Annotated in this window: 20 protein-coding genes; 2 read left to right on the forward strand and 18 right to left on the reverse strand. The window is 37.6% G+C overall.

Annotation, left to right across the window (positions count from 1 at the left end):
- Nucleotides 1–8: 8 nt before the first annotated feature.
- The 16 genes from NE638_RS01300 to NE638_RS01375 all read right to left on the reverse strand — a co-directional run bounded on the left by NE638_RS01300 (nt 9) and on the right by NE638_RS01375 (nt 14038).
- On the reverse strand, nt 9–1196 hold the full coding sequence (locus NE638_RS01300) for an iron-containing alcohol dehydrogenase (RefSeq protein ID WP_173745670.1): 1188 nt from the start codon (nt 1194–1196) through the stop codon (nt 9–11).
- A gap of 13 nt (nt 1197–1209) precedes the next feature.
- Complete coding sequence (locus NE638_RS01305; RefSeq protein ID WP_173745671.1) at nt 1210–1896, reverse strand: hypothetical protein; 687 nt, start codon at nt 1894–1896, stop codon at nt 1210–1212.
- Nucleotides 1893–2750, reverse strand: coding sequence for a radical SAM protein (locus tag NE638_RS01310; RefSeq protein ID WP_173745672.1), 858 nt, complete (start codon nt 2748–2750; stop codon nt 1893–1895). The genes NE638_RS01305 and NE638_RS01310 overlap by 4 nt, the downstream gene beginning before the upstream one ends.
- Entirely contained in the window at nt 2731–3612 is an 882-nt protein-coding gene (locus NE638_RS01315; protein WP_173745673.1) for a 4Fe-4S cluster-binding domain-containing protein, read from the reverse strand. The genes NE638_RS01310 and NE638_RS01315 overlap by 20 nt, the downstream gene beginning before the upstream one ends.
- 23 nt (nt 3613–3635) lie before the next feature.
- Nucleotides 3636–4550 carry a hypothetical protein gene (locus NE638_RS01320; RefSeq protein ID WP_173745674.1) on the reverse strand — a complete coding sequence of 305 codons (915 nt, stop codon included), beginning with the start codon at nt 4548–4550 and terminating at the stop codon, nt 3636–3638.
- Nucleotides 4547–5674 (reverse strand): radical SAM protein, encoded by a 1128-nt coding sequence (locus NE638_RS01325; protein WP_173745675.1) that lies wholly within the window; start codon nt 5672–5674, stop codon nt 4547–4549. Before NE638_RS01325 ends, NE638_RS01320 begins: the two co-directional genes overlap by 4 nt.
- A complete protein-coding gene (locus NE638_RS01330; protein ID WP_173745676.1) occupies nt 5674–6804 on the reverse strand; it encodes a radical SAM protein in 1131 nt (376 codons plus the stop codon). The genes NE638_RS01325 and NE638_RS01330 overlap by 1 nt, the downstream gene beginning before the upstream one ends.
- A gap of 31 nt (nt 6805–6835) precedes the next feature.
- Nucleotides 6836–8161, reverse strand: coding sequence for an aminopeptidase C (locus NE638_RS01335; protein ID WP_173745677.1), 1326 nt, complete (start codon nt 8159–8161; stop codon nt 6836–6838).
- Between the two features lie 3 nt (nt 8162–8164).
- The gene (locus NE638_RS01340; RefSeq protein WP_173745678.1) at nt 8165–8956 is read right to left on the reverse strand and encodes a radical SAM protein; all 792 of its coding nucleotides are present in this window, start codon (nt 8954–8956) and stop codon (nt 8165–8167) included.
- Between the two features lie 108 nt (nt 8957–9064).
- A complete protein-coding gene (locus NE638_RS01345; RefSeq protein WP_173745679.1) occupies nt 9065–9202 on the reverse strand; it encodes a hypothetical protein in 138 nt (45 codons plus the stop codon).
- A gap of 66 nt (nt 9203–9268) precedes the next feature.
- Nucleotides 9269–10207, reverse strand: coding sequence for a hypothetical protein (locus NE638_RS01350; protein ID WP_173745680.1), 939 nt, complete (start codon nt 10205–10207; stop codon nt 9269–9271).
- Nucleotides 10208–10295: 88 nt separating this feature from the next.
- Nucleotides 10296–10889: a hypothetical protein gene (locus tag NE638_RS01355; protein ID WP_173745681.1), complete on the reverse strand. Its 594-nt coding sequence runs from the start codon at nt 10887–10889 to the stop codon at nt 10296–10298.
- A gap of 1 nt (nt 10890) precedes the next feature.
- The gene (locus NE638_RS01360) at nt 10891–12285 is read right to left on the reverse strand and encodes a radical SAM/SPASM domain-containing protein (protein WP_173745682.1); all 1395 of its coding nucleotides are present in this window, start codon (nt 12283–12285) and stop codon (nt 10891–10893) included.
- On the reverse strand, nt 12285–12572 hold the full coding sequence (locus NE638_RS01365; protein ID WP_173745683.1) for a hypothetical protein: 288 nt from the start codon (nt 12570–12572) through the stop codon (nt 12285–12287). The genes NE638_RS01360 and NE638_RS01365 overlap by 1 nt, the downstream gene beginning before the upstream one ends.
- Nucleotides 12573–12584: 12 nt before the next feature.
- A complete protein-coding gene (locus NE638_RS01370; RefSeq protein WP_173745684.1) occupies nt 12585–13514 on the reverse strand; it encodes a radical SAM protein in 930 nt (309 codons plus the stop codon).
- An 80-nt stretch (nt 13515–13594) separates the two neighbouring features.
- Entirely contained in the window at nt 13595–14038 is a 444-nt protein-coding gene (locus NE638_RS01375; RefSeq protein ID WP_173745685.1) for a helix-turn-helix transcriptional regulator, read from the reverse strand.
- Nucleotides 14039–14239: 201 nt separating this feature from the next.
- Between NE638_RS01375 and NE638_RS01380 the strand changes: the two genes are divergently transcribed.
- Both NE638_RS01380 and NE638_RS01385 read left to right on the forward strand, forming a co-directional pair.
- Nucleotides 14240–15373, forward strand: coding sequence for a tyrosine-type recombinase/integrase (locus tag NE638_RS01380; RefSeq protein ID WP_173745686.1), 1134 nt, complete (start codon nt 14240–14242; stop codon nt 15371–15373).
- A gap of 231 nt (nt 15374–15604) precedes the next feature.
- Nucleotides 15605–15775, forward strand: a complete 171-nt coding sequence (locus NE638_RS01385; protein ID WP_244094787.1) for a helix-turn-helix domain-containing protein — start codon at nt 15605–15607, stop codon at nt 15773–15775.
- 60 nt (nt 15776–15835) lie between these two features.
- On the opposite strand, the gene NE638_RS01390 is transcribed toward NE638_RS01385, so the two are convergent.
- Together NE638_RS01390 and NE638_RS01395 are read right to left on the reverse strand one after the other, a co-directional pair.
- The gene (locus tag NE638_RS01390) at nt 15836–18589 is read right to left on the reverse strand and encodes a YodL domain-containing protein (protein ID WP_173745688.1); all 2754 of its coding nucleotides are present in this window, start codon (nt 18587–18589) and stop codon (nt 15836–15838) included.
- An 80-nt stretch (nt 18590–18669) separates the two neighbouring features.
- Nucleotides 18670–26352 carry a DEAD/DEAH box helicase family protein gene (locus NE638_RS01395; RefSeq protein ID WP_173745689.1) on the reverse strand — a complete coding sequence of 2561 codons (7683 nt, stop codon included), beginning with the start codon at nt 26350–26352 and terminating at the stop codon, nt 18670–18672.
- Nucleotides 26353–26357: the final 5 nt, after the last annotated feature.

The raw sequence follows: 26357 nt of genomic DNA on the forward strand, positions 1-26357 counted from the left end.
TTTACTTACTACCCTTCACTTATTTTCATACAGCATTCTCTCAAAATACTTATAATATCGTGACTTCTAATATTCTTTATTCCAGTCAATTCACATTTCCCGCATATATGATATGCCATCTCACTAATTGTGGTCTCAATATCATTTGAAAAGCATGAGAAAGTCTTTTGCAGTTCCATTTGTTCGTATAGATAAGTTTCTAAGTGTTTCACAGTTGCTAGTGCACCATTACTATCAACTGATATGTCTAGCCCAAAAACTTCACTTCCAAATCTACAAATTGCATCTATCGTCTCATTACATATAATGTGCCTCAACCATTTAGGCACTATAACCGCCATACCAAAGGAATGTGGTATATCATAATATCCCGACACTTCATGTTCTATTGCATGACAAATCGGTGTTCGTCCTGTTCCATTTTCCAAAAAACCATTCAACGCCCAGGATGCAATCCAACACAAATTAGCTCTAGCCTCATAATCCATTGGAGACTTTTTTAAAACAAGAGAATACCTTATGACATTTCGCATCAAGCACTCCATAACTTCAATATTCATCTGCATTTTGGTGCCTCTAGTAAAATATGTATTCTCCATTATATGAAAAATAATATCTGCACAACCAGCCAATGTATATTTAATATCCTGTGTGTAAGTAAACTCTGGAACAATAAAGGAAGCTTTCGGGTACAATAAGGAATGACCAAAACTGATTTTTGCTTTTTTTTCAGGAATAGAAATAAGCCCACCACAATTCATTTCAGATCCTGTAGACAAAGTTGTTGGTATTGTGACGACTGGCAAAACATTTTCTATCCTGACCTCTCTATTCAGTAAATCTTCACAGGTTTCCTCAGTACAAGCTATTGCAGATACTGCCTTGGCGCAATCCATAACGGAACCTCCACCCATCGCAAGTAACAATTTAATCTTTGATTTTCTACACAACTGAGCAATCCGATCAACAACATAAGCACGTGGATTTGCCATTATCCCACAACATTCTATTGTTTCTACATCTTCACTATTCAAAATGTTTATGATTTCATCGTAATAACTTGAATTTCTACGAAAAGAATCACTATACAGTACCAATACTTTCTCGCCATACTGTTTGATTACGGTAGGAAGGTGACATAATTCATCCTTACCAAAAAACACACGGACAGGGTTATGAAATTCAAACTGATACAAGCTTAGCCCCCCTTTAATCATATAAATGATATAATTCATACGCTGCACGCACCAAATACAGCGATTCTTTATTATGAAGAAATTCTGTTCTCAGCGAACAATCACGTAAACGGAACCTATCTAATGCATCGGCATCCTTTATAATACCAAGCAACATTTTCCCATAATTAATATTATCCATTGAATTTGTCCATTCCAGCCATACTTTCTCAAATGCCTCATCCCTGAGTGAATGAGCAGTAATGATTGCCCCATATACATTACTTTTTTCTGAAGTGTTTCTGAAATATTGACTATATAGTATTGCTCCTCGTAAACCATGATTTTCATCTTCCCCATCGTTTATTCTCCCTATATCATGGTATTTGGCAATTTCTAGAACATCGCGGATTATTTCCAAAGGAAACTCTTTTATACAAGCCAGATAGTAAGCAAAAATACATACTCTACTTATATGTTTTTCACCATGCACTTGGCTTTTATAAAGCAAGGAATTAACTAAAAGGTTCATTTCTTCTATAAACAAATTGTATGTAGAGGTTCTTTTTATCTCACTTAATAAATGCTCTGCCGAACATTGGGATATTTCCGTCAGATGAGGATAATACTTATCTCGAACTTCAAGATAAAATTCCTCACCAACAGATTTACTTTGCCCATTAAATATATGTTCGAAAAATTTATTTTTAAACTGATTCATTGCAATATTTCCCCTTGGCTTCCAATTTGTATTCCCGGCGGTATAGAATATGGGTTCATTTCTGCAATACCCATGCAGTATCTGCAATAATCCTTATATACTTTCGTTGATATTGCAGTTGCAATTTTCGCTTTTGCACAAACCCCAGTTCCAATTTTCTTTATGTCTATGTGCTCCCATGGATTTTTTTCCACACCGTATACTTCTTTTGTTGTAATTCCCCGTGGACACACAGTGAGTTCCCCATTACTCAGAGTATGACAAGATTTCAAAGCACATTCAGTGTAAATCATCTCTGAAGTTCTACAAGGAATGATTTTCTGGTTGGGACCACTCAATTTTTTCCATCTCATTTCTTCAAACACACTATGTCGAAGCAATGTACATCTTATTCCCGCTGTTGTTAACTTATCATAAAACTCTTGTGCACGAGTCTCTCGCCCTGGATAAACATCAATTCTAACATCAAGTTTATTATTAAGTTTTCTCAGTGAATTCATCATCATATCATTCGGCATGATCGTACCATTCGTGATTAGTTTTCCATCTTTAATATTTTTTGATTCTGCAACAAAATCAATAAGTTTATATAAATCAGGATTAGTAAATGGTTCACCTCCTAATATTGAAAAGAAATCAACATCACACAATTCAAATAGTATTTTGCAATCCTCGATTAAAGAATCCACATCATATATAGACGGTTTGATGTAAGGAATCATATGGCAACAGTCTCTACACTTTAATGTACAAGTTTGACCTACCCATACCTCTAAAAAAGATAGTTTTACCTTTCTATTTCGATATTTAATTAGATTTTCAAGAAATAGTTTTCTATATTTCAAATTTTTCATATTCATTGCTCTTTACCTGTACTCCCGGAACCACATAATATGGATTAAATGCTGTAAGTCCTAGACAATATTTACAATAATCTTTATATAAAGAATCTTCAAAACATGTTGCAATTCTTGCCCTAGCCTCTACATCATTTTTCAATTCACGTATATTAACGTGTTCAAATGGGTTCTTTTCAAGAGAAAACACCTCTTCAGTTGTTATTCCCCTAGGACATGCTGTTAATTCTCCATCACACATAGTGTAACAATGTCTGACAGTACAATCACTATAAATCATTTCCGACATTGATTCACAGATTTTCATCTGCATTGGACTGGAAACATGCTTCCAGTTTGATTTCTTATCCCCTCGGTAAAACTGTATATGGTTTCGGATTTCATTTTCTTCCAGAATCTTTATGAATTTAGCCGTCTTATCCGCCTGTCCAGGATAGACATCCACTCTAATCTCTAATTTACCTTTCATCCGTCGCAATGCGTCTATCGTCCGCTCTTCCGGAACAACCGTTCCATTAGTAACAATTTTTCCATCTTTAATATCTGCAGATTCAGTCACAAAATCTATCAACTCAAATAGGTTTTTGCAACAAAATGGTTCTCCGCCTGCAATAGAAAAGTAATTTATGCTACATAGTTCCAGAAGCCTTTTACAATCACTAATTAATCTCGACACTTCTAATTTTTTCTGCTTGATATATGGAATCATGTGCAGACAGTCGCGGCACCTCAGATTACAAGTTTTTCCAACCCACACTTCCAAAAAATCTAGTTCGACTTTACTATTTTTGTATTTTTTTAAATTTTTCTTGTATATCTTCTGATATTTTGCATTTTTTTCTGAAGATAATTCTTTCATGGCTTTTACTCCTTGACAACTAGCTAGATTCTTACAATTTTTCCACTTAATACCAACGACAGCAATACTTCATTCAAACAATTAGCATCCATTTTTTTGAGATATGTCTCTCCGAGAGTGATTTCATCAACTACACCCGTATTATAATAAAATTGATGCTTAGTCCAGTCATTTATAGATACTGCCCGTAGGGAAATGCCATCACACGAAACTTTATTCTTTCGCGAAATCCATTCATGCCCGAAAAATATTTCTGCTCTTCCATTGTTTAAGACATAATCAATTACTGGTTCAAATTCATCCAAAGATACCCTATACAAATAAATATCTTTCTTTAATACAACTATTTCTTCTTCTACTGATTGAACTGGATTCCGCGAATAGATGCATATATTTCCATTTTTCATAACATGCATTCCACCTGCAACAGCACGGCCGATATAGAGAATTAGTTGATCATAATCGCTTACTGAAAACACACCATCAACCACCTCATTACAGTACATATTCTCTTTCTGTACAGATGCTTTCAATTCTGATAATCCACTTATCGAATTAACATGATAGGCATACGGTTTCATTGCCCTAAGTAATTCTTCTTTAAATTGTTTGATTTGCTTCAGATTAGCATCAGCACGTGCATACACTATTTTCATCATTTCATCTAGTGTTTTTTTTTCATCCTCACCGAGCAATACTCTTACATACTTTGTTGCTTCATCTTCAATTCTAATCAAAGTTTCTTTTCTGTCTGGCTTGATCTTGAGTTCGGCAAGATAACGTTCATATGCGAAGCATGCATCAATATATTCTCTTTCTTGCTTTGACCAAACTTCATTAATTCGATAATTCATATCATCTAACAATTGTAAGATTGTCTGCTTTTTTTCTTGAAGAGAATTCTTTATTTCATGCAATATACATACATCTGATTTCATATGCTCCAGTCCTGAATAGTTGTATTATTCTTATCCGGTAAACGCTCCCATTCAGTCCAATTCCCCTTAGGTGCACAATAGCGGCACATATCAAAAGGTGTGTGCATTCTTTTTATGATTTCCTGTGCTGTTAATCCCTCTTCCATTAAATCAATCTTCCCTGTTTCTTCTATTGCAAGATTAAATTTATCCGAAAGATAATGTATCACAAATGGTACATAACAAGTTGCAATCTTAGTACCATACATAGTTGCACAGCTGCCTTTCCAATGACAGCGATAAAAGTTTTCGTCAATATCGGAATCTCCTAATGCATTGTAAATTTTCTGAAACTCCAGGACAGCTTCTGTCACAATATAACGTATACCTGTTTTGGATAGAAAACGATTGATTTCATCAATAGAGTGCTTTAAAGAAATATACTGAGTCACAATAAATGTAACATCATTATCGATAATCGTCTGTATCAGTTGGTCACTCATTTTTGTCACAAGTATTCCGTTTGAAATTAAACGAATGTCTGTATATGGATAAACATTTCTGATTAAGCGAATATATTTATCCAATTCTGGATTCAACAGTGGTTCTCCTCCGATAATGCGAAACTTCTTAATATGAGGAAAAAAGTTTTTCAACTGTTTGATTCCCTCTTCGAATTCCTGATAACAAGGAAAATCGCATGTTTCTACCAAACCGCAAAACATCGAACAGTTCTTACAATTCAGATTACAATGCTCTGCAGCATGAATCTCCATGGTTTCAAGTTCTGTTCTTTCTGTATAAAGACAGATTTTAGCTATTTTTTCACCATCTGACAGTTCGCCTTTTAATGTTTCAATTGGCGCATATAATAAATTGTCCAAATCAATTCCATATGCAGATATCATTTTTTCAGCTCTATAATTCAGCTGTTCGTCCAAAGAAGGTACAATAAACTTTTCTATACTACCAGCTTCAAACATAACAGCTCCTTTTCCAGATGAAACAATAGGAGCCTCTTTATATCTTAAATCCCATTTACAGTTATTATCCTCAATAATGCATACTATGTTATATCCATTTCGATGAAGTAAGTCATATAGGATGCGACTTTCATCCCCCCATGTAATGATTGCAACATTCATTATTCACCATCCCCCATTTCTTCAAGGTATTTATCAATGGCATGTGCCGCCTCATTTAACTGCATGATATACGCGCTATCATAATCAAGCAATTTACTTCTATTCATTTGAATTTGAACGCCTGCTTTGAGACACATTCGGTTAAAAATACAAATTTCTGGACTTTGCTTTTGCATATTACCAGTTAACATATGATTTGCAGCAAAACAAATTCTACAAAAACGAATCAACTTGCATCCATAACATATGTTTTCTTCTGTAAACACAAAATCACTGGTTTTCATTTTTTTGTACTCAGCTGCTTTTGCTTCGGAACCCATTGTAAATTCAGTAAACCCATGACAAGGTGCATATTTCCCCGACGCATCATAACACTCTAACGGATCGTCTATTTCCAGACAATATCGAAATGAGCCATCTAACGGAAGGAAAAAATCCTGTAAATGATACCTCAGTAAAAGACAAACTCTTTCCTGTGGCTGTTCTGAATAGTATTCAATGAGTTTATCAAGTTCTCTGTCTAAGAGAGGAATGCTTTTTTCCAAATTCCAGTCTGTTGCCCATTCAAATGCATTGCAAACATCGAACCCTTGCTCTTGAAGCCATATTGTTCCCTCTGCAAGATGAGCAATTGTCTTTTCATTAATTGTCATACTGACTGGACAATGTTTCCAGGTCTGCTTAAAAAAATCAATATCAATTTTTTTGAAACTTCCCTCACCATTTATTAGTTTTCTGTTTTCATCGTTCTGATCCTGCTTTCCATCGATGCTCAACATTAGTTCGTATCGATCCACTCTATCTTTCAGCCAATCCTGGATTTCTCCATGTACCAGAGTACCGTTTGTAATTGCCCGGAATAAAACAGGAATATGATTGTAATTCTCAATCACATAATCATCAATTTTCTTCATCAACGGAAAATTAATAAATGGTTCTCCACCATGTAATTCTATGACCATACTCTCATATCCACTCATGTCTAAATATGCATGATCAATAATTCTTTTTGCAGTTTCAAAACTCATACTTTTTCCGTTTTTATTTTTTTCATAGCAATACTTGCAACGAAGATTACAGCTTTCTGTAATAATCAGCATTATTTTTTTATGATTTGCTAGCCATTTCATTTACAATCACCTTCATATATTATTAACAATTTTAATCTGCGAGTGTTCCGATTGGATGCCATCGTGGCAATAAAACCGGATCCGATTTATAGATTCTTATTTGGTTATCAGACAGTAAACTTCTATCTATTACTGCTTCATATACATATTGATCAAACCAACGATCTTTCATATCCAAATATCCATTATTCCCCTTTTCTGGACCATAAGAATTTTTAACGAGCCAACCAGATAATCTTCCTTTCGAATCAAATCTTACCCCTTCAAAAAGCATAGCATGAGTAAGTTCTGAAATATGATATAAAAGGCTTTCTTCTCTGTCAGGAAATTGTATTCCTATTTGATTCATATCATAAAAATTTAAATCAAGAACTCCTTTTTTCTTATCTACACCATACCTAGAATCGCAACCAAACCAAACAGGCATATTATGCTGAAGCTGATCAAGGATTAGACGCTTAAATTCTCTTCTTCCTAAGTTTAAGTACCGAACACTCCTTCCCTCAACCATGTTTTTCAAACCTTCAATCTCATATGCATGGTCGGCTTGCATTTCTAACCCTGATAAACTTGTAATAGGAATCATAGTCTTAATTCTCTCTGATGGAAAAAAAGTATGATAAAACTCCCTCGGTGTCATCTTTTCTTTTTGTTGCGCATCGGATCCAACATAAATCTCTATAGATTCTGGTGGTTCACCCATTGCAGCACATAAAAAACTATAGATTTTGCTCATTTCATTCTTTTTTATGAAATTGAAATCCGCTTTTTTATTTTTTAAAACATATTCCTTTTTTATATTACTTGCAGTAATACGAAGCATATTGCTTAATACTGCAATCATATCGCCAGTATTTTTTGACTGACTATTTTTCATCATATAGTTTTGTGGTGCCACTCCATATTTGTCCAGAATATTTACAATGTAATCCCACTGACCTGCGTCCTGTATTGGGTGTTTAAGTAGCATCAAAAATATTCTATCATCAATTGAATCTGAAATATGGTCTATGATATAGTTTATAAAACAATTTGACTTCTCCAAAAGATCATAGAAAGCTAAATATTCTTGCGATAAAAGCAAATCCATCTGATATTTTTTATAATATTCTTGTCGAAGGAAATGGCATGTTGCATATATCCAACATCTTCCACTACTGTATTGATCCTCAACATCCAGTTTTTTCATATGTATTCTATATTCATCGAAATTGACACCTTCTACACTTTCTCCTCTCAAGGATGGAAAAATACCTTTTTCAGGCATCTGTTTCGTCATTTTTTTCCATACAGATGATTTGTAATATTGATTGTGAAAAAACACTATATCATCATCAAAAAGAAGTTCTTTATTCATATATCACCTATAATCTGAAGTATAAGCCACATGCTCATTCTCAAATAAAATTTCTTCGTCTGTTATTTTATATTTCTGGCAAAGATTACACATCTTTCCCATGTAAGTATCCTCTTGGCAATGTATTACTTCTCTAAACAAATAATTATGAAACACTTTTTCTCTCTCAACCAACAACTCATAAGTTATGTTTTCATCTTCAAATACATTTGCGAGTGAAGCTTCAATTGTAGCACAATATAAATTTACACTTCCGTCCATCATTACCATATAACGTTCAGCATTCGGATAAAAATCTCTATCATATCTGCCAGTTAATAAAGAACATCCCATATTATATTTTAAGTGCTTAAACTCTTCATATGCTCTTCCTACCGGAATCATCTCTTCACACTCATCTTTGCTTACAATCCAATACCCTGACTGTTCTATTCTTTCTTTTAGTTTATCAGTCCAGAACTTGCGATGATAACGGTCATCACTAACTCGAACAATTATGCCCAGATTCTTTACGCGTTCTGAAATATCATCATTGAGCAAAAAACTTCCATTTGTAAAAACCGTAATTCTATCACAGTTTTTTTTGATTATGCTTACCATTTCTTCTATTTTTTCTATATGTAAAAACGGTTCTCCGCCGAGAATATACACATCATCCGGTCTATTGTATTCTACTAACTCATAGAATTTATTTAATACACCGTCTTCCATCCAGGAATATTTATGAGAACTGTTCACCATGCAATGTCCACAATGAAAATTACACTGTTTTGATATCATTATTCCAAGAACCATATTATTCCCCTTTAATATAATAAATTAAAACGAATAGAGGATGGAATCAAAAACCAATTCCATCCTCTACCTTAATGGTTTTAAGTAGCTATGATTGGCCCTATATGATTACATCTGAGGTCTCTTCCAACCGCCACTCTTGCTCCAGCCGCCGTTGCTCCAGCCCATTGCTACAGTATTTGCGGACTGTTTTTTTACAACAACATTCTTATTGAGCTTCTTTGAGAAGATTTCAATTTTCTGCATTGCGTCTATCTCCTTTCTATTTTATTTATAAAAACAGCTCTCTTGCGATTGCTATGTTTATACTTTTTACTGTTTTTTACATATTTCCTGCTTTATACTGCGGATTCTTTCATAATCAAAGGAATCAAAATGATCCTGATGCCACATAAGTCTCGACCACATCAAATAATGATGTGGACTTTTATCTACATATCCTTTCCCGTTATCATGAATGTAACTATCGATACATTTGCAAATGAATTCTGTATCTGCATTTCTTGTACTGAGTTTAAACAATTTAACAGCGCTTGTATCAAAGTATTCTTCACTAATTTCATAAGGCAGAATGCTTTGCAATGCATAGAGATACTCTGCAGAAGTCCTTTTTTTCTCTTTTTCATAACAATCATTGCAGTAATCAAACGATCGACAACCACCACAAATATGTGAACATCCATTATTCACTAAAAGGACACAATCTGAGCCTAATTCTTCGGTGACAATGCGAAAGGCATCGATATTGCGTATAAATTGACGACCAATTACGATCTCATCGTATTTATGAGATATCTGTCTGATTCCATCTAACGTATTTGGCATATTATTCACACTATTAACTAGCTTTGCATTCGGAAAAATCGCACTAACTAGTTCGTAATATTTATCTAAAATTGCAATCTTATCAACAGTTACCCCATGCTTTTCAAGCTCATTACGACACATATAAAAATCTTCTTTAGTAAGCTTGTCTGTATTAAATACAATTTCAAAACCCACATCAGATTTGTTTATCATCTTTGCAATTTCCCAGAATTTCTGAATATTCTCGGGATTTTTAAACTGATTTGCCACATGAGTTCTTCCATGAAACTTATCTCCGAGCGGAAGAGAACAATAGAAATTATCAATATATCTTCCATAGTTTTCTAACATACCTTCAAAATCAGACAATGTTGTTTCTATTGCTATTCCCACAGAAAAACGTTTTTTCCAAATGTTATTCTCATTGAGATTACTTGTCATCATCGTTCCTCCACTATTACTATTCTTCAAACTACATCTAACGATAAATGTAGATTCTTATCACATATGCGCCATGAGATACATCATTTTCTCAATAAGGATTATTTTCTTCAATTATTATCCATTTATGATCAATACAGCACCTTATGTCCTTATCTACTGGATTATTAATGTAATCTTTATTGATTGAAATAATGTTTTCAACTTTGCGATATCCATTGCTATATTCCCAATCCCCATATGCTTCATTACGAAAGAATGTAACAATAACCAAAGAATCAGTTTCTTCAATTGAAAAGTCATACAACCGCGATGAACTTACCCATGGCTTCCATGTATGCATAGAAATTCCAGCAAATGAGTAATAATCGAAATTATCAAGTGTACGGCAACTTTCCTTAGTAAGAGTAGAACAATAACGAACAAATTCATTATTTTCTAATCTCATTTTATTAGAAATTATATACATATGTGTTTTATATGAATGTCTATATCTCATCACCTCTATCCATTCAGCAAACTCACCATCCAGCATCTCACAAAAAGTTATTATGGCTATTTTATTTTGAAAAATGATAATTTTACTGTTCGAAGTGGTATTTTCAATAAAGCATGGTGATTTTTCTACATTCGTAACATTATAATGCTTTAAAATTCCTGCATCATTCTCAATATCTAAACCCATCTTAGACCTCCAAAAAATCATAACCAACTATTCTATTCATCAGCTCTGGATCATCCAGTATTAATTCAACTAATTTAGGATAAAGAGTCCGATTAACAGAACATTCAATATCATCTACATTCTGCTTTATGCCAGCACATTTCATATGCACTGTACATCCACCCATGCAATAATATCTCCAAGGACAAATTTGGCAATCATCACTGATTTTCGGCTTGAAATATTCATTTTGTTTGATTGCATCTTTTATCAACTGTATCAATTTTTTGTCATCGGAGACATTTCCCATTTTCTCTTCCGGAAAGTCTGTCACATCACAAGGGTAAATATCTCCATGCCTGTCAATTGTAATCATTCTTCTACCACCATTACATCCATTAGACAAACACACATCTAATTTTTTGGCAGTCAACAAATTCATACTCTTTATCCATACATTATAGTCATACACTTCTATATTCATTTTATGTAGTTGCAGAATATACTCAAAGATCCGCTGCACCACACCGGCAATTTCATCTGAAGTCAGGCACAATGAATCATTATCACAAAAACAACTTCGATGAACAAAATTCAGCTTAATATGTGTTAAATGTAATTCATTGACAAGAAATGATACTATGTCTTCTATATGCTCCAGTGAATTTCTTGTAATTGTTGATATTGTAGATACGTTTTCGCCTGTTATTTCACGGAAACTCTGAATTCTTCTTTTTATCAGATGATGGGTTTTTCTGCCATTTGCCAGAACTCTTTGAGAATCATGCACTTGTTCATTTCCATCTATACTAACGCTAATACCAATCTCATTTTCTCGCAGTTCTTTAATTAGTTCATCAGATAAGAGCAGTCCATTTGTCTCAATCGTGATAGTTGGTTTTATACCATATCGTTGTAATTCATTCTTGATGAAAAATATCTTGTCTTTCTCAAGCAGTGGCTCACCACCCCAAGGCTGAATTGTTATACGATCGTCTTCTATATCTCGGCAATATGAAGCAATGTATTCACATATCTTACGTAGCATTTCATATGTTATAGATTCTTCGCCTGGCTGATCGTTTATTTCCCTAAGACAGTATTTGCAACTCATATTACAACGGTTCGTCATATCGATCATAAAAAACATCGGTCTGATATCATCCGCCTCTGTTTCTTCATCCGACTTTTCTTCAGCCATTTCAGCGGCAAATCCCCTTTGTAAGAGTTTGAGCAACAAATCTTCAGTGCAATTGTTATTTATAACCTGAAGTCCCAATTCCATGTCGGTAATTAAAATATGCCCCGATCTATTTAAAAAAAGACATTTTTTTTCGTTTCGAAAAAGCCACATATCTTTAAGCTTAAATTGCGTATTTTCAATTTGTCTTTCTCCGAAAAATTCTGGTATATACATTACTCAACAATCCCTCCAACAATCAACCATTCATAGAACTCTTCCCAAGTCTCATCTGAAATTTTTGCATCAAAAAATGCTTTAAGTTCGTTTACATCCATCCCTTCAGACAAACTATGAAATAATTCCTCGTAACAATCATACGGTTTTTCAATACAAAACTCTCTTCTATCGTCTTCTCGTCCAATATAAAGTGCCTGCTCAGTATTAACTATATAAGTATAAGGAGACAAAAAGAATTCTTTGACATTATCAACAGTAAAGCAATGCTGTTTTAAATATCCCATTAGATTTCCTCCTTATTCGTATGGTTTTATAATCCTATCACCGAAATAATTAAATGCTGTTCTATACGTTCCAGCACAAATCATTTCCACCTTACATCTTTCACAAGCTTTTCCAAATGTACCTAAAAAGCTCTCTTCTCCTGCCATAACATCAGACTCACCAGTGCTAGTAGGTGCTGCATACTTTCCATAGGTCTTTGCTTTAGGTGCAACAAAGTCCCAGTAATACGGATCCATCGAACAGAGAGGCATATTTATGCAATACAAATGTCTAACAGAACCGGAGTCAATATCTGCCATATACTGATCAAACATTTTTTCAAAATATGGTTCTAAATCTGGAAAAACCACCATGTAATCATATTTTGTGTCATCTGCCAATCCACAATAATCAATACTACATATCTGCATATCTACATCCTGTGGAAATGTATTTTCGACAAAGTTATAAAAATCAAATAAATCTTTATAATTTTCCTTTGTTATGCAATGCTTGACTGTCACATGGAATCCATTAGATTGTAAACATCTTAATCCTTGTATACTTCTTTCGAAACTACCTGCAGAACCATTTACTCTCTCATGATCAACTGCTACTTGACTATGAATTGTTGTAATTATCTCAACATATCTTGGATCAGCCATTATCAGAAATTTATTCAAAAAATCTGTTTGTGAAAACTTTTCGGAATTAGACAATACCGTAACATTTATTTTTTTTTCACAAAGGAATTTAATAAATTCACAAAATTCAGGATGTATAGTAGGTTCTCCCCCAGATACAACAATAGAATCCATTCCACTTTCAGTTATCATGATCTCAATCGTTTGTTTCAGTTCCTCCAAAGATGGAATCGGATATTTTTTTTCTTCTTTCGAGCATGGACAAAAACTACATTTTTGATTACACATATAGCCTATAGCAATATATCCCTGTGTCATAATTATCACCTGCCATTTATATTAGTATTTATGTTTGATAATTTTTGTTAAATTGAAAACCATCTAGCTTTAAACTTATATTAACTAAATGAAAATTTATTTTTCGGTTTTATTGCAACGAACATATTCAGACAAAAAACTGTCTCAATCTTTTGAATTGCCATTTCGTCGAAACGTATAGTTCTATTCTCTAATTTTGCAAAGCTATTGTTCAAATTCAAAGGTGTAACTTCAGTACTTATAATAATTTCTTTTGGGAACAGACCTCGTCCACGAATATAATCATGTGTTTTAGAATTACAATCAAACACAAGAATAAGCGATAGATAAATACTCCATGTCATTTTTCTTTTTCTTGTTTCTATCGAGGAATATGTCTGGCGTGAAACACCAATCATATCAGCAATTTCTGTCTGGGAAACACCTAACTTTGTACGTAGTACTGGGAGTTCATCTACTAAACAACCGATTAGTTGTTCTCTTTCAGTTTCATTAAATTCTGTCTTGATTTGTTCATTTTCCATATATCCATCCGACCTTCGCAGAGTATCAAACTCTGCGGTTTATGATTTTTATTCAAGATTTACAAAATATATTATATCACTGTCTCATATTTTGTCAATATGTCGCATTTGGTGTGTGCTGCATAATATCAAACTATTTGTTTTTGTAGTCGATTAATCCTTTTTGTCGTCACTGTTATAGTCATACGTGGAGGTGATCTCATGCCAAGAAAAGGCGAAAATATCTATAAACGAAAAGATGGCAGATGGGAAGGCAGATATGTTAAAGGCAGAGACGGTAAAAAGGCGATATACGGATATGTATATTCAAAATCATACTCTGAGGTAAAGAAAAAACTGATACTGAAAAGAGCTGAATACGCCCTGGAAGAAAATAAGCCGTCATCTTCTATGATGAAAGACGCACTGTTCTCTGAACTGTCAGAGATGTGGCTATGTTCCATTAAATCATCAGTAAGGGAATCAACCTGGATAAAATATAGGAACATTTTGAAATGCAACATTGTTCCACGACTTGGAAATAGAAACTTGAGCGAAATTGATTATTCGGTAATTTCTGCTCTTTGCAACGATTTAATGGAATCAGGCGGGAAAGACCAGAGTGGGCTTGCTACAAAGACGGTAGCTGATGCACTTTCCCTTACTAAGGCTGTCATCAAATATGCTTCCCGAATGAAATACATAACGGATTGCACGGCTCTTGATGTATCCGTAAAAGTAAAAAATGCATCTCTTAGGATACTGAGCGTTCAGGAGCAGCAGATTTTGATTTCTGAACTTACAGAGGAATTGAATCTCCCAGGATTGGGAATCTATCTTTGTCTTTTTACAGGGATAAGAGTAGGAGAATTGTGTGCGCTGACCTGGGATGATATTTCTCTTGAAAACAATATGATCCATATTCACAGGACGATGCAGCGCATACAGACACCGGATAGTGAAAGGAAAACTGCGATTCTGATTTCAAAGCCGAAGAGCCAGTGCTCCATCAGAGATATCCCTATAGCAGGTGCGTTGCGTGAAAAATTGGTTCAGCAGGCTGTAAAGAAGGGATATGTGCTGACTGGAAATAAAACCAGCTATATTGAGCCGCGTACCATGCAGAACCGTTTCAAAGCAATCGTGGAACGGTGCGGTATCCGGGATGTCCATTTCCATACGCTCCGCCACACCTTTGCTACCAGGTGCATCGAGGTAGGATTTGACGTGAAAAGCCTCAGTGAGATCCTAGGCCACGCCAATGTCAGCATTACGCTAAACCGCTACGTCCATCCATCGATGGAGTTGAAACAGAAAAATATGGATAAACTTTCTAAGTTATTTACCGTCAAATAAGCCGTCTATATTTTGAAAAAGTGTCGTATTTCCAAGGAAAATAGAGCCTGTTACCGAGAGTTTGATACTCTACGAAAATAATACCTTATTCTGTAAGGTATTATTATTTACTTTAATATAGGCAATATTGCCTATCACACTTATTTACCATTATAGGCAATAATGAATATATGTCAATATAAAAAGGGAGGCATATATTCATTGATTTCCTATGAACCATTATGGAATACCATGCAGAAAGTTGGTGCATCAACTTATACCCTTCAGGTTAAGGGTGGAATTAGTAGCTCAACAATCCGAAGGCTCAAAGCCGGTGAATCAGTATCAACAAACACAATTGATGCTCTTTGTCAAATACTACATTGTTCTGTTCAAGATATTATTGAATTTTTACCTAAATAAGGATTTCCAAAAATCATAACGATTTCTGGAAATCCTTTTTGTCGCTACTTACAAATGCTCTTATCTATTCACATACTTATCAGCCCCTCTCTCCGGCCTATCTTTTCCCTGCTTTTCTTGAATAATCCTCTTATTAATCTCAAGCCGTTCATGAATGGATAATTTCTTATCTTTTCCATCTACCGCCTGCTTCTTCTGTGCTGGTTTTCTATCTATTTTTCCTCCATCCTTAACCACTACATTCACTTCGGTACTTGTTACTCGCTCATCTATTCTTCCTTCATTTCTTTCTGCTATCTGCTGTTCTCGTCTCTCCTTCACGCCTTTTTCTTCCAGGTTGCAAAAGCTCTGCAGATATGGAAGCACATGGTTCTGCATGTCTGTCAAATCTTCCATATACTTTTGGAACTCTTCACTTCCTTTGCCTTTCTGGTATTTGATCCAATACTCATCTGTAAGCTTCATTTCATTATCATACTTCAACTGACTCACAATACCTCCATGTCCATTTCCAATATCCATTGACTTCTTGAAATGATGCAGCATCTGTTCACCTTTTTCCGCATAATACACCGTCACATATATCTTTGCGATTTTTGTAGGTTCTTCTGCCTTCGGATCACGTTTTGCATACCATTCTTTATCCATTTCTGCTGTTTTTGCATCCAGCTCGGATAACCTCTGACATCTTGGATTCATGAGACCACTCTCTTCACAATAGTTTACATACACCATTGGTTCCATATCCTTTGGAAGCTCTGGTTCATAGGCTTTCAGTCTTTCCATCAATACACCTGCACGAACAGACAGATTGCATTTTTCATCTACAATATCCTTCAGATACGAAATATAGGAATGAATATTTCCACTTCGCAAATCCAGCATTACTTCCTGTACCGTATTTTCTCCCGGCTCCACATTGTCTCGATACTCATACGGATCAAAAGCTTCTGCAATCTCATCCAATGCCTCTGCCAGCTGTTCTGTGGTCATCTTCTCTGGATACATTGCTTCTCGAACATCCCTCATCGGTACATACTTGTAGTCCGGCAATGCTTCATGAATTTTCTCAATCCCTTCCCGTACCAGTGCAAGTTCTCCATAAAACCGAACATCATCCATCAGATTTCCAAACACTGTATTTCCTTTTACGATTGCAAATTCAGCGTCATCATAGTAACTGTCTTCCGGATCACGATAGATAATCCCCATACTGCATACTCGATAGGCATTTTCAGGATTCTCTCTATATTTTTCATAGACTGCAGCAACCTGATTAACATCTATACTTTTTTCATAAGCTCCCATATCATGGAACTCATCGCATTCTGCGGCAAAGTATTCCAGATAAGGCTCTTTCTTCGGTGGCATATTGTTGAGTACATTGTCAATCATGTTGTAATTTGCCTCTTCCAGTTCCTCCACCTTTGCCAATGGCTTATATTCTCCCTGGCTTTTCTGAATTTCTGCCATTACAACTTCATCCATTTCTTCTACTTTTTCCATCAGCCGATCATAATCCCTACGGGTGCGTTCTCCAGTCCAACCTTCATCTTCCAGAAGTTCCTCTGCCGCTTCTTCAATAGAATTTTCATCATTCTCATAGACGCCACCATCCATCAAGCGGAAATCTTCATCGTAAAAGGAATAATCATATCCTTCTTCTGTCCTCTGAATAGCAAAGTAACGTTCTCCTACCTCATATGCCAGTTCACTGAGAACCTGTTCTTCCAGATTAAGGAAAGAATCCAGCTGTTCAAAACTGATACTGTCTACAAAATGAGCAGTTACTTTTTCCCCGTCATTCAGAACTACGATATCACTGACTGACAGGGAATGCCCACGGAAATCTTCCGGTCTGTCAATGTTGAACCTTTCAAAAATATCATCCAGTGACATATTTCCCAGTAATTCGCCAACATAGACCAGCTTATAATCTTCTTTTTTTATCTGCACACCATGACTTTCAATAAAGCTCATATTCATAAATGCATAGTTTTCACCCGGTGAATCGTCCTTGATCTGATAAATACCAAAGGTTCGCCTTGTTCCTAACAACAGGTTTGCCTCTTTCAAAGACTGAATCTGCGGATATTTCTGCATTTCCCGTTCCAGGTTACGGAAACGCTCCAGTTCTGCCATGGACATCTGATAATGCTCCGGTCCTCGTTCGATTTCCATGCGTTCCGTGGCATAGACCGGTGATGAAAAATTAGTGATCAGATAGATATCTGCTCCAGCATCGTATAATTTCAGTGCTTCTTCCTGCTCAATGACACTCATAGGCTCCTGAAATGCTCCAAAATCTTCATCGGCATAATCCAGATCCTGATCCCTTATCCGTTCCCACATCTGTAATTCCATGCCAAACAGACCTTTATGTGCCTGTATCATTTCTTTGCTTGCATATTCTCCCTTGCTGCCATCGCTACCCAGGCAATAAATCTTAGAACCCATCCTGTGATAATCTAAGGCTGCTTCTTTTCTGAGCGATACCATATCTTCTGCCGTATATCCATAATCACGTAATTCCAGCTTGCCTATGGTTGGATCCGGCAGTTCCTGAATATCCATTTTTGCATCATCCAGTAGATCCTCTACACCTTCTTCATCTGCCTTGCTCAATGCATCTGCCAGATTTCTTACCAGAGTCCTAACTTTCTCTTCCTCGCCGATCAGATTCGCATATTCAAAAAGCTGTTCTTTTACATCTGTTGGAAATTCTATGCCTCTACGCTCTGCCTGACTGATCTGTTCCTTAGTATATTCCTGCATTTTCTGCGTTTCTTTTCCTGTTATCATATTTCTCGCCATTCAAATTTCTCCTGTGTTCTAAAAAATGGCATAACCGGCAGAACCTTCTTCTACCAAATTATGCCATCTTTCCTGTTTACTTATTCCAGACCGAAGTCCCGTTTTCTGGTTTCCTTGCCAGTTTCACTTTCCCGCTGACTCTTTTCTTTGTAAATCTGCAGTTTCTCATGGATAGAACCTCGTGCCGGTCTTTCTTCTTTCTCTTTTGATTCCGCCTGCTTTGTTTCTGTATCTTCCCGTTCATCCATATTGAGAAGTGCATTTAATTCTGACAGACGCTCCAGTTTTTGGTTCAGTTCCTCTTCTTTTGGAAATGGCTTCCCGACTTCCTCTTTGGCATTTGTCATCTGCTCCCGTACCGTTTCCAGCCGTTGTTCTGCTTCTGCCAGTTTCTCCGGATAACTTTCCAAAAGATTATTGATACGAGTGATATTTCCCAAAGCATCAGCTCCCAACCGAACTTTAGCTACCGATTCATGCTTTACAGACAGGATAAACTCTTTGTTCCAGCTGTCGAATTGGATTCTCATATTAAATCCCTGATAGCTTCCAATGTCCATAGCTGCATCTACAGACTTAATGTCTTTGCAGACCGCCAGAAGTGCCATACCTGCCTCTTTCTTTTCTGTGAACACTTTGCCACTGATTTCCATAGAAAACTGCTCTGGATCTGTGATTTTATGCTCAGAAAAATGAGCGATGTCTGCCTTGTAGCTGTCAATGATCTCCATCAGTTTTGCAATCTGTTGCGGAAAATTCCTTGCAATGTCATCTTCCAAACGGTACTGATTATTCATGTGGTTGGCTTTTAAAAGTTTCAACTTTGCCACGTCCACATCCAATGCCATCTTCTCTTTTACTGCCGGATTTCCGGTTGCAAGTGCTTTGACCTCTGCATAGGACAGCGCCGCTTCGTCCACATCTTCACAACTTCTGACCGGTGCTTTGCTCGTCATAATCTGGGAGATGAATTTCTGCTTATTCTCGATCAACTGCCACATATAACTGTCGAATGTGGATTCTGTTACATACCGGAAGATATGAACCTTTTTATTATGGTTTCCCTGACGGATAATACGTCCTTCCCTCTGTTCCAAGTCAGATGGTTTCCAACCAATATCCAGATGATGCAGGGCGATCAGACGGTCCTGCACATTGGTTCCAGCACCCATTTTTGCTGTTGAACCAATCAAAAAACGAACCTGTCCGGATTTTACTTTTCCAAACAACTCCGTCTTCTTTACTTCTGTATTTGCATCATGAATAAAAGCAATCTCTTTTTCCGGTACACCTTTCTCCATCAGTTTCTGCTTCAAGTCATCATAAACATTAAAACTGCCATCGCCTTTCGGTGTGCTCAAGTCACAGAAAATCAACTGTGCGGATTTCTGTGCTGCTGTGTCTTTCCATATTTCATAGCTTTTCTCTGCACAAACTGCTATTTTACTTTCTGGATTATCTGGCAATAATTCATTCACCAAACGTTGATCCAGTGCTAACTTCCTTCCGTCATTGGTGATTTTTAGCATATTATCGACCGAGGCATCTACCCCTCCGTTTCTGACAACTTCTGCACGTTCTCCAAGGCTTTCTACGATTTCTTTCTGCTGTTCCGTTGGTTTCAGCACCACTGTTTCATATTCCGCTTCCGGCACTGGAAGCTTTAATTGATCGGAAGTCTTGATATCTGCAATCTCCTTGAACATATTCATCAGTTCCGGGATATTATAGAATCTGGCGAATCTTGATTTTGCTCGATATCCTGTTCCTTCCGGTGCAAGTTCGATACTCGTGACAACTTCTCCAAAAGTGGAAGCCCAGGAATCAAACAATCCAAGTCCCATATTCTGCAATTTGCTGTTCTGCAGATACCGCTGCATAACATATAATTCCGTCATGCTATTGCTGATCGGTGTGCCCGTAGCAAAGGTAATGCCTTTTCCTCCGGTAATCTCATCCAGATACTGACATTTATTGAACATATCCGCCGACTTCTGTGCTTCGTTCTGTGCAATCCCAGCTACATTCCTCATTTTTGTATAGAGAAACGCATTTTTATAACTGTGTGCTTCATCGACATACAAGTGATCCACTCCTAGTTCTTCAAACGTAACTACCTGATCTTTTTTCTCTTTCTGATTCAGTTTTTCCAGCCTTGTCTGCAGTGTTTTTCTGGTCTTTTCAATTTGTTTGACAGTATAACGTCCGCCGTCCTGTTCATACCTTGCACTCTGGATTGCCATTTCCAGATCATCAATCTGCTTCCGCAGCATAGCTTCCTGCCTCTCATCAGAGATTGGAATACGCTCAAACTGGGAATGTCCAATGATAATGGCATCATAATTCCCCATAGCGATTCTGGCACAGAACTTTTTTCGGTTTGCTGGTTCAAAATCTTTCTTGGTTGCTACCAGGATATTGGCTCCCGGATATAACTGCAGGAATTCTGCTCCCCACTGCTCCGTCAAATGGTTTGGCACGACAAAGAGATTCTTCTGTGATAATCCCAGTCTTTTACTTTCCATTGCCGCCGCTACCATTTCGTAGGTCTTCCCAGCTCCTACTACATGAGCAAGAAGCACATTCTCTCCGTAAAGCTGGTGTGCAACAGCGTTTTTCTGATGTGGGCGAAGTTCAATTTCCGGGTTCATTCCTGGGAAAGTTAAATGACTGCCATCGTATTCACGGGGACGGATGCTGTTAAATCGTTCATTGTACACTTTTACCAGCCTCTCTCGTCTCTGCTGGTCTTTAAAAATCCAGTCTTTAAATGCTGCTTTCATTGCATCCTGCTTCTGTGATGCCAGCATGGTTTCTTTCTTATTAAGGACACGGATCTCATCACCATTTTCATTGACACTCTTATCATAGATGCGTACATCTTTCAGGTTCAGGGTATCTTCCAGAATCTTATAGGCATTTGCTCTCTCAGTTCCATACGTTGCATAGGCAAACGCATTTCTTGGACTGTCGGCATTCTTTCCTGTAATCCTCCACTCACCATTTACCTCAGAGAATTTAACCTGTATTTCCTTCTGTGCAAGATACCACGGCGTATGAAGCAGTTCCGTCATAAAATCCTGATAATCTGAAGGTTCGATCCAAGTAGCTCCAACACGCACCTCAATTTCGGATGCTTCCAGATTTCTCGGCTGAACTGCCTCTAAAGCACGGACATTCGGTGTAAATTCCGGATGATTCTCTGCAAAGGTTCTCGCAGCGTTTAATTTATCCCTGACATTTCCAGACAGATACTCATCTCCGCTTTCCCACTGGTCTGTCAATGGATTCTTAAAGATAACTCCAACCAGTTCCTCCGTGATTTTTTCTTCTGTCTTTCCAGTCAGCTGTGCCATATAGGTCAGATCTACCTTTGCTCTTTCATTCAAAGATAATGCTAACGCTTCTGTCGCTGTTTCTACGCTGGTTACTGCTACTGCCCTTTTGATGGTTCGTTTTGTAAACATATCTGCTTTTCGCTTCAATGTTCCATCTTCATTCAAGTCTTCCAGGGAACACAGCAGACAATAAGAAGAGTCATCAGAAAATGCACGTTTGTTAGCATTACTTCCAATGACTCCATACTTTGCTGTGTAAGTATTATATACTTGATTCAGTTTCTCCTGCTGTTTCTGGATTTCTTCGTCTGTAACAGATTCCTCCATCTGCATGGCAATCAACTCCCGGACGGTATCACGGATTGCAACCATGCCTTTCACACGTTCTGCAGTGACGGCAGGCATTTTCACCTGATTCATCAAAGAATTGACTCGGTAATATACCTGATCATCTACCACTGTATAGCTGTAATTTCGCACATTCGGATCTGCAGGAATACTCTCTGGCATCTCATCCAGTTCTGTCTCCACATCTACTGCCGGTATCATGCTTCCCTGAATGTGTTTCACAGCTTCTTGTAACTGTAATTCCAGATCTGCTCCTTCCATTGGCGCACAGGTTGTTTCCATACCATACGGACCGGACACTTCTTTCATTTCACCCAGAATCATTTCCGGATGCTGAACAAAATACTGATTGACTGTAATGCCATTGACATCACTATCCAGATTTATCCATTCCGGCATTTCTTTCGTAAGGCTTTCCCTCTTCTGGAAAAACAGGATATCAGCACTGACTTCTGTTCCTGCATTTGCCTTAAAAGCTGTATTCGGCAGTCGGATTGCGCCCAGCAGATCTGCTCGCTCTGCCAGATATTTCCGAACTTCCGGTGATGCCTTATCCATGGTTCCCTTTGTTGTAATCAATGCCGCCACGCCGCCTGGACGTAACTGATCTATCGTCTTGGCGAGAAAGTAATCATGGATCATAAAATTGTAGCGATCATACTGACGGTCATTGACCTTGTATGCACCAAATGGCACATTTCCAATCGCCACGTCAAAAAAATCATTTGGATAATCCGTCTTCTCAAAACCTTTGATCTGAATATTGGCATCCGGATAGAGCAGCTTTGCAATTCTACCGCTGATACTGTCCAGTTCCACACCATAAAGTTTGGACTGGTTTAGATTCTCTGGAAGCATTCCAAAGAAGTTCCCGACTCCCATAGATGGCTCCAGAATATTTCCTTTTGTAAATCCCAGATTCTCCAACACCTGATAGATACTTTCAATCACAATCGGCTGTGTATAATGAGCATTTAAGGTGGAAGCTCTGGCTGCAGCATATTCCTCTGTTGTAAGAACAGTCTTTAATTCCAGATATTCTGTCTCCCATGCAGCTTTTGTCTCATCAAATGCATCTGCAAGCCCTCCCCAGCCGACGTACCTGGATAAAATCTCCTGTTCTTCCGGTGTTGCATTGCGGTTCTCATCCTCACATTTCTTTAACAGCTGGATAGCCATGATATTGGCTCGGAATTTCTCCTTCGGTGTTCCCTGTCCAAGTTCATCATCTGTGATATGGAAGTTCGTTGCTGGAATCAGTTCTGCTATTCCGTTAATCTCTTCCAATGATTCTTTTTCTTCCGATACCTCAACTTCTCCCGACAGTTCTTTTTCTTTTTTATCATAATCTGTCCACACACGTTTAGAAATAGCAGTAAAATAGGAAGACTCTTCCTCCATGATTTCTTCCTTGATTTCCCGTAATTTATCTAAGGTATCCGCATTTACTGTTTTGTTGTGATAATGATAATAAAGTACTTCTTGTCCAAGTTTTACATCCAGACGTTCCAATTCTTGTGTTGACATTCGCTCCCAAATATCATCTTTTTCCGTATGAATCGTGAAACCTTCTCCATCATCATGATATTCTAATGTGTATTGAAGTCGATTCTCTTCTCCCTTAACTTTGCAAGCAAAATCATAGATTTTTGTTCTGGTACCGGACATATATTCTGAATCAACTAGTCGCAGATCCGTTATATCTTCCGCTGTAAAAGTATCCTGTTCCAGCTGTTCTCCTAACATCTGCTGTGCTTCTTCCAGGTCTGCCAGTCTTTGTGCTTCCTGTCGCTCTTCGTACTTTTCCATTTCTTCCGGTGACAAATAATCATCTGTGCGGATTAACTGGCGAACACGTTTTGCAACCTTATTCCACTTTAATAAAACTTCTACCTCTGGATTGCCAATCTTCCCTTTTCCAAGCTTTAATCCTTTTGCATCGTGGGATGCGTCAGAAGCATCTGCTCCTGGTATTCCGGGTGAAGAACCACCTGTTCCATATTCATTTTTCAGGAACTCAGCTGCATCTTTCATATCATGGTGCTCCATGAAATACTCATAGATTCGGTTACGTCCTCCGGCAGTAATACCGCCTCTTCTTAACACTGCATCAATTTCATCCTGTGTGATAAAGGATAGAGCCGGTCGCTCTACTTTAAACTGTTGATCCACCCAGGAACGCTCCCTCTGGAGATCTTTATAACGTTGGAAATATTCAGGATTATGCTGTATTTCCCAGCGATGATAATCTTCTGGATTCTTTTCCATATCTTCCTGAAGCCATTCAAAACGATAGGCTGTCGCAGCTGCTTCTTCCGAATCTGTCCAAGCCGCCCCTACTACATCCTGCCAGTCAGAATAAGACAACCGTTCTTCTCTGTTTCTGCTCGTATCACGGAAATGGAGTGCCAGAAGATCTGTCATTTCTTTCTGTTCCTGCTCGATAGCATTATTGGAGATAAGATTATCAACGTAATTTCCCTCCTCATACATATCTCGGATTCTGTCAGCGGCTTCTTCCCACGTAACGATACGGTCAAAGTTTCTTCTGGCAGAATCACCTCTCCGGATACGGATACCATCGTTGTCGTACCAGATACTGATTTTCTGACCATCTATGGTAAATCCTTTTCCTCCAGTTCTATATTCATCTTTCAGGAAGCTTTGCATTTCTTCATTGTCCAGACCCTCAATCAATCTTGCAGTAATGTGAAACAGCGTATTTTTCTGTCCGCTTCCTGTTCGGAGAATATCGTCTACCACTTCATCAGAAATAAGAAAAGCGGCTGGCTGTTCTAATGCAGCTGCCGCTTTCCTTATTTCCCCTAACTGTTCCTCTTCTGTTGGGAACAGGCTTAACTGTAAATAATCTCCTGAATCACCAGTTCCTCTGCCTGTGCTTTGATCTGGTTCATGTGTCTGGTCCACGCCATTGTGTCTGCCATCTTGTCCGGTGCCGGATCTTTCTCCAGAAGTTCGTTCATCAGGTTGTCTACTCTCTGTCTTGCCTGACTGTCGATCTCCATCAGATGACTGTCCAGACGGTTCTGCAGAGTCAGAATGTTGAACCTTGCTACCTTGTGATTTCTCAGATACTCTTTCCTCATCATTCCATACTTCCCGATGGTTCCTCTCGTCTCTTCCAGGCTGATATCTGGAATCTGATACTCTCCGTTCTGGCTGTAAGTGATCTCTCTCATAGTCTGTTTCCTCCTTATTTTCTTCTCTATCTTCTGTTTTATTTGTACTGTTTTCACGCATTAACGTGTTAAATTCATTATAGACTACTTCTTTTTCTTTTGCAACCGTTTTCAGGTCATTTTCCAGATTATTCAGCACATATCGTCCAATCTGCATCAGGACTGGTCTGCTGATCTCATTGACTGCACTTCCCAGATGTCCTAATACTATCAGCTGATTAAAGTCCGTAATATGCCGAAAATCCTCTGCATCCAGATATTCCTGTGCATCCAGTCCACACCGGTTTAGTAATACATACCAGACACTATTGGTCATCAGTTCCCGAAATTCGACTTCCTGATTCTGTTCGTCCAGTTCTTCCAGAAATGTCCCTGTTACGTCCAGTCTCAGTTCTTCCAATGCATCTGGAAGCCATTCTTGCATACTCTCCTTCGCTGCCTGATGCAGACTTTCAGCAAGTCCTCCTTCTGTATCTTCCAGTGATAACTGCTCCTGCAGATAATCTGCCACCAGCTGTTCTCCTTCCACCGGAAGATTCCATAACTGAGGATCCTTTCCAAGATTCCGCACTTTATAAGTGTCCTGCACATCAAATACATACCGAAGTTTCGTTTTCGGTCCGGAAGTATTGTCAATCAAGGCAATCCCTTTGGATCCCTTTTTGATCCAGCGGTACATCTTCTGATTCCAGATTTCCATGGATGCTACGGCAGTTGCTTCCGGTCGCTGTGCATAAATTAAAAGCTGTTCTGGAAAAGTGTATTTGTACAGTCTGGATGCAGTGTTTAGGAACCGCATCCATTCCTGCGGACTGGCAGCTACATCTTTTGCCACCTCTTCCGTCAGCTGTTCCATTGCATATAATTTATTTGCCATGCGCT

Origin of the sequence: Blautia sp. MSK.18.38, assembly GCF_024460535.1 — a bacterium.
GTDB lineage: Bacteria > Bacillota > Clostridia > Lachnospirales > Lachnospiraceae > Blautia_A > Blautia_A fusiformis.

Bases quoted from the DNA above. Each gene is read 5' to 3' on its own strand.
- NE638_RS01330 (WP_173745676.1), bottom strand. From the start codon at position 6,804: ATGAAATGGCTAGCAAATCATAAAAAAATAATGCTGATTATTACAGAA.
- NE638_RS01370 (WP_173745684.1), bottom strand. From the start codon at position 13,514: ATGACACAGGGATATATTGCTATAGGCTATATGTGTAATCAAAAATGT.
- NE638_RS01360 (WP_173745682.1), bottom strand. From the start codon at position 12,285: ATGTATATACCAGAATTTTTCGGAGAAAGACAAATTGAAAATACGCAA.
- NE638_RS01315 (WP_173745673.1), bottom strand. From the start codon at position 3,612: ATGAAAGAATTATCTTCAGAAAAAAATGCAAAATATCAGAAGATATAC.
- NE638_RS01390 (WP_173745688.1), bottom strand. From the start codon at position 18,589: ATGGCGAGAAATATGATAACAGGAAAAGAAACGCAGAAAATGCAGGAA.
- NE638_RS01305 (WP_173745671.1), bottom strand. From the start codon at position 1,896: ATGAATCAGTTTAAAAATAAATTTTTCGAACATATATTTAATGGGCAA.
- NE638_RS01320 (WP_173745674.1), bottom strand. From the start codon at position 4,550: ATGAAATCAGATGTATGTATATTGCATGAAATAAAGAATTCTCTTCAA.
- NE638_RS01395 (WP_173745689.1), bottom strand. From the start codon at position 26,352: ATGGCAAATAAATTATATGCAATGGAACAGCTGACGGAAGAGGTGGCA.
- NE638_RS01385 (WP_244094787.1), top strand. From the start codon at position 15,605: ATGCAGAAAGTTGGTGCATCAACTTATACCCTTCAGGTTAAGGGTGGA.
- NE638_RS01325 (WP_173745675.1), bottom strand. From the start codon at position 5,674: ATGAATGTTGCAATCATTACATGGGGGGATGAAAGTCGCATCCTATAT.
- NE638_RS01365 (WP_173745683.1), bottom strand. From the start codon at position 12,572: ATGGGATATTTAAAACAGCATTGCTTTACTGTTGATAATGTCAAAGAA.
- NE638_RS01355 (WP_173745681.1), bottom strand. From the start codon at position 10,889: ATGGGTTTAGATATTGAGAATGATGCAGGAATTTTAAAGCATTATAAT.
- NE638_RS01380 (WP_173745686.1), top strand. From the start codon at position 14,240: ATGCCAAGAAAAGGCGAAAATATCTATAAACGAAAAGATGGCAGATGG.
- NE638_RS01375 (WP_173745685.1), bottom strand. From the start codon at position 14,038: ATGGAAAATGAACAAATCAAGACAGAATTTAATGAAACTGAAAGAGAA.
- NE638_RS01310 (WP_173745672.1), bottom strand. From the start codon at position 2,750: ATGAAAAATTTGAAATATAGAAAACTATTTCTTGAAAATCTAATTAAA.
- NE638_RS01350 (WP_173745680.1), bottom strand. From the start codon at position 10,207: ATGATGACAAGTAATCTCAATGAGAATAACATTTGGAAAAAACGTTTT.
- NE638_RS01340 (WP_173745678.1), bottom strand. From the start codon at position 8,956: ATGGTTCTTGGAATAATGATATCAAAACAGTGTAATTTTCATTGTGGA.
- NE638_RS01345 (WP_173745679.1), bottom strand. From the start codon at position 9,202: ATGCAGAAAATTGAAATCTTCTCAAAGAAGCTCAATAAGAATGTTGTT.
- NE638_RS01335 (WP_173745677.1), bottom strand. From the start codon at position 8,161: ATGAATAAAGAACTTCTTTTTGATGATGATATAGTGTTTTTTCACAAT.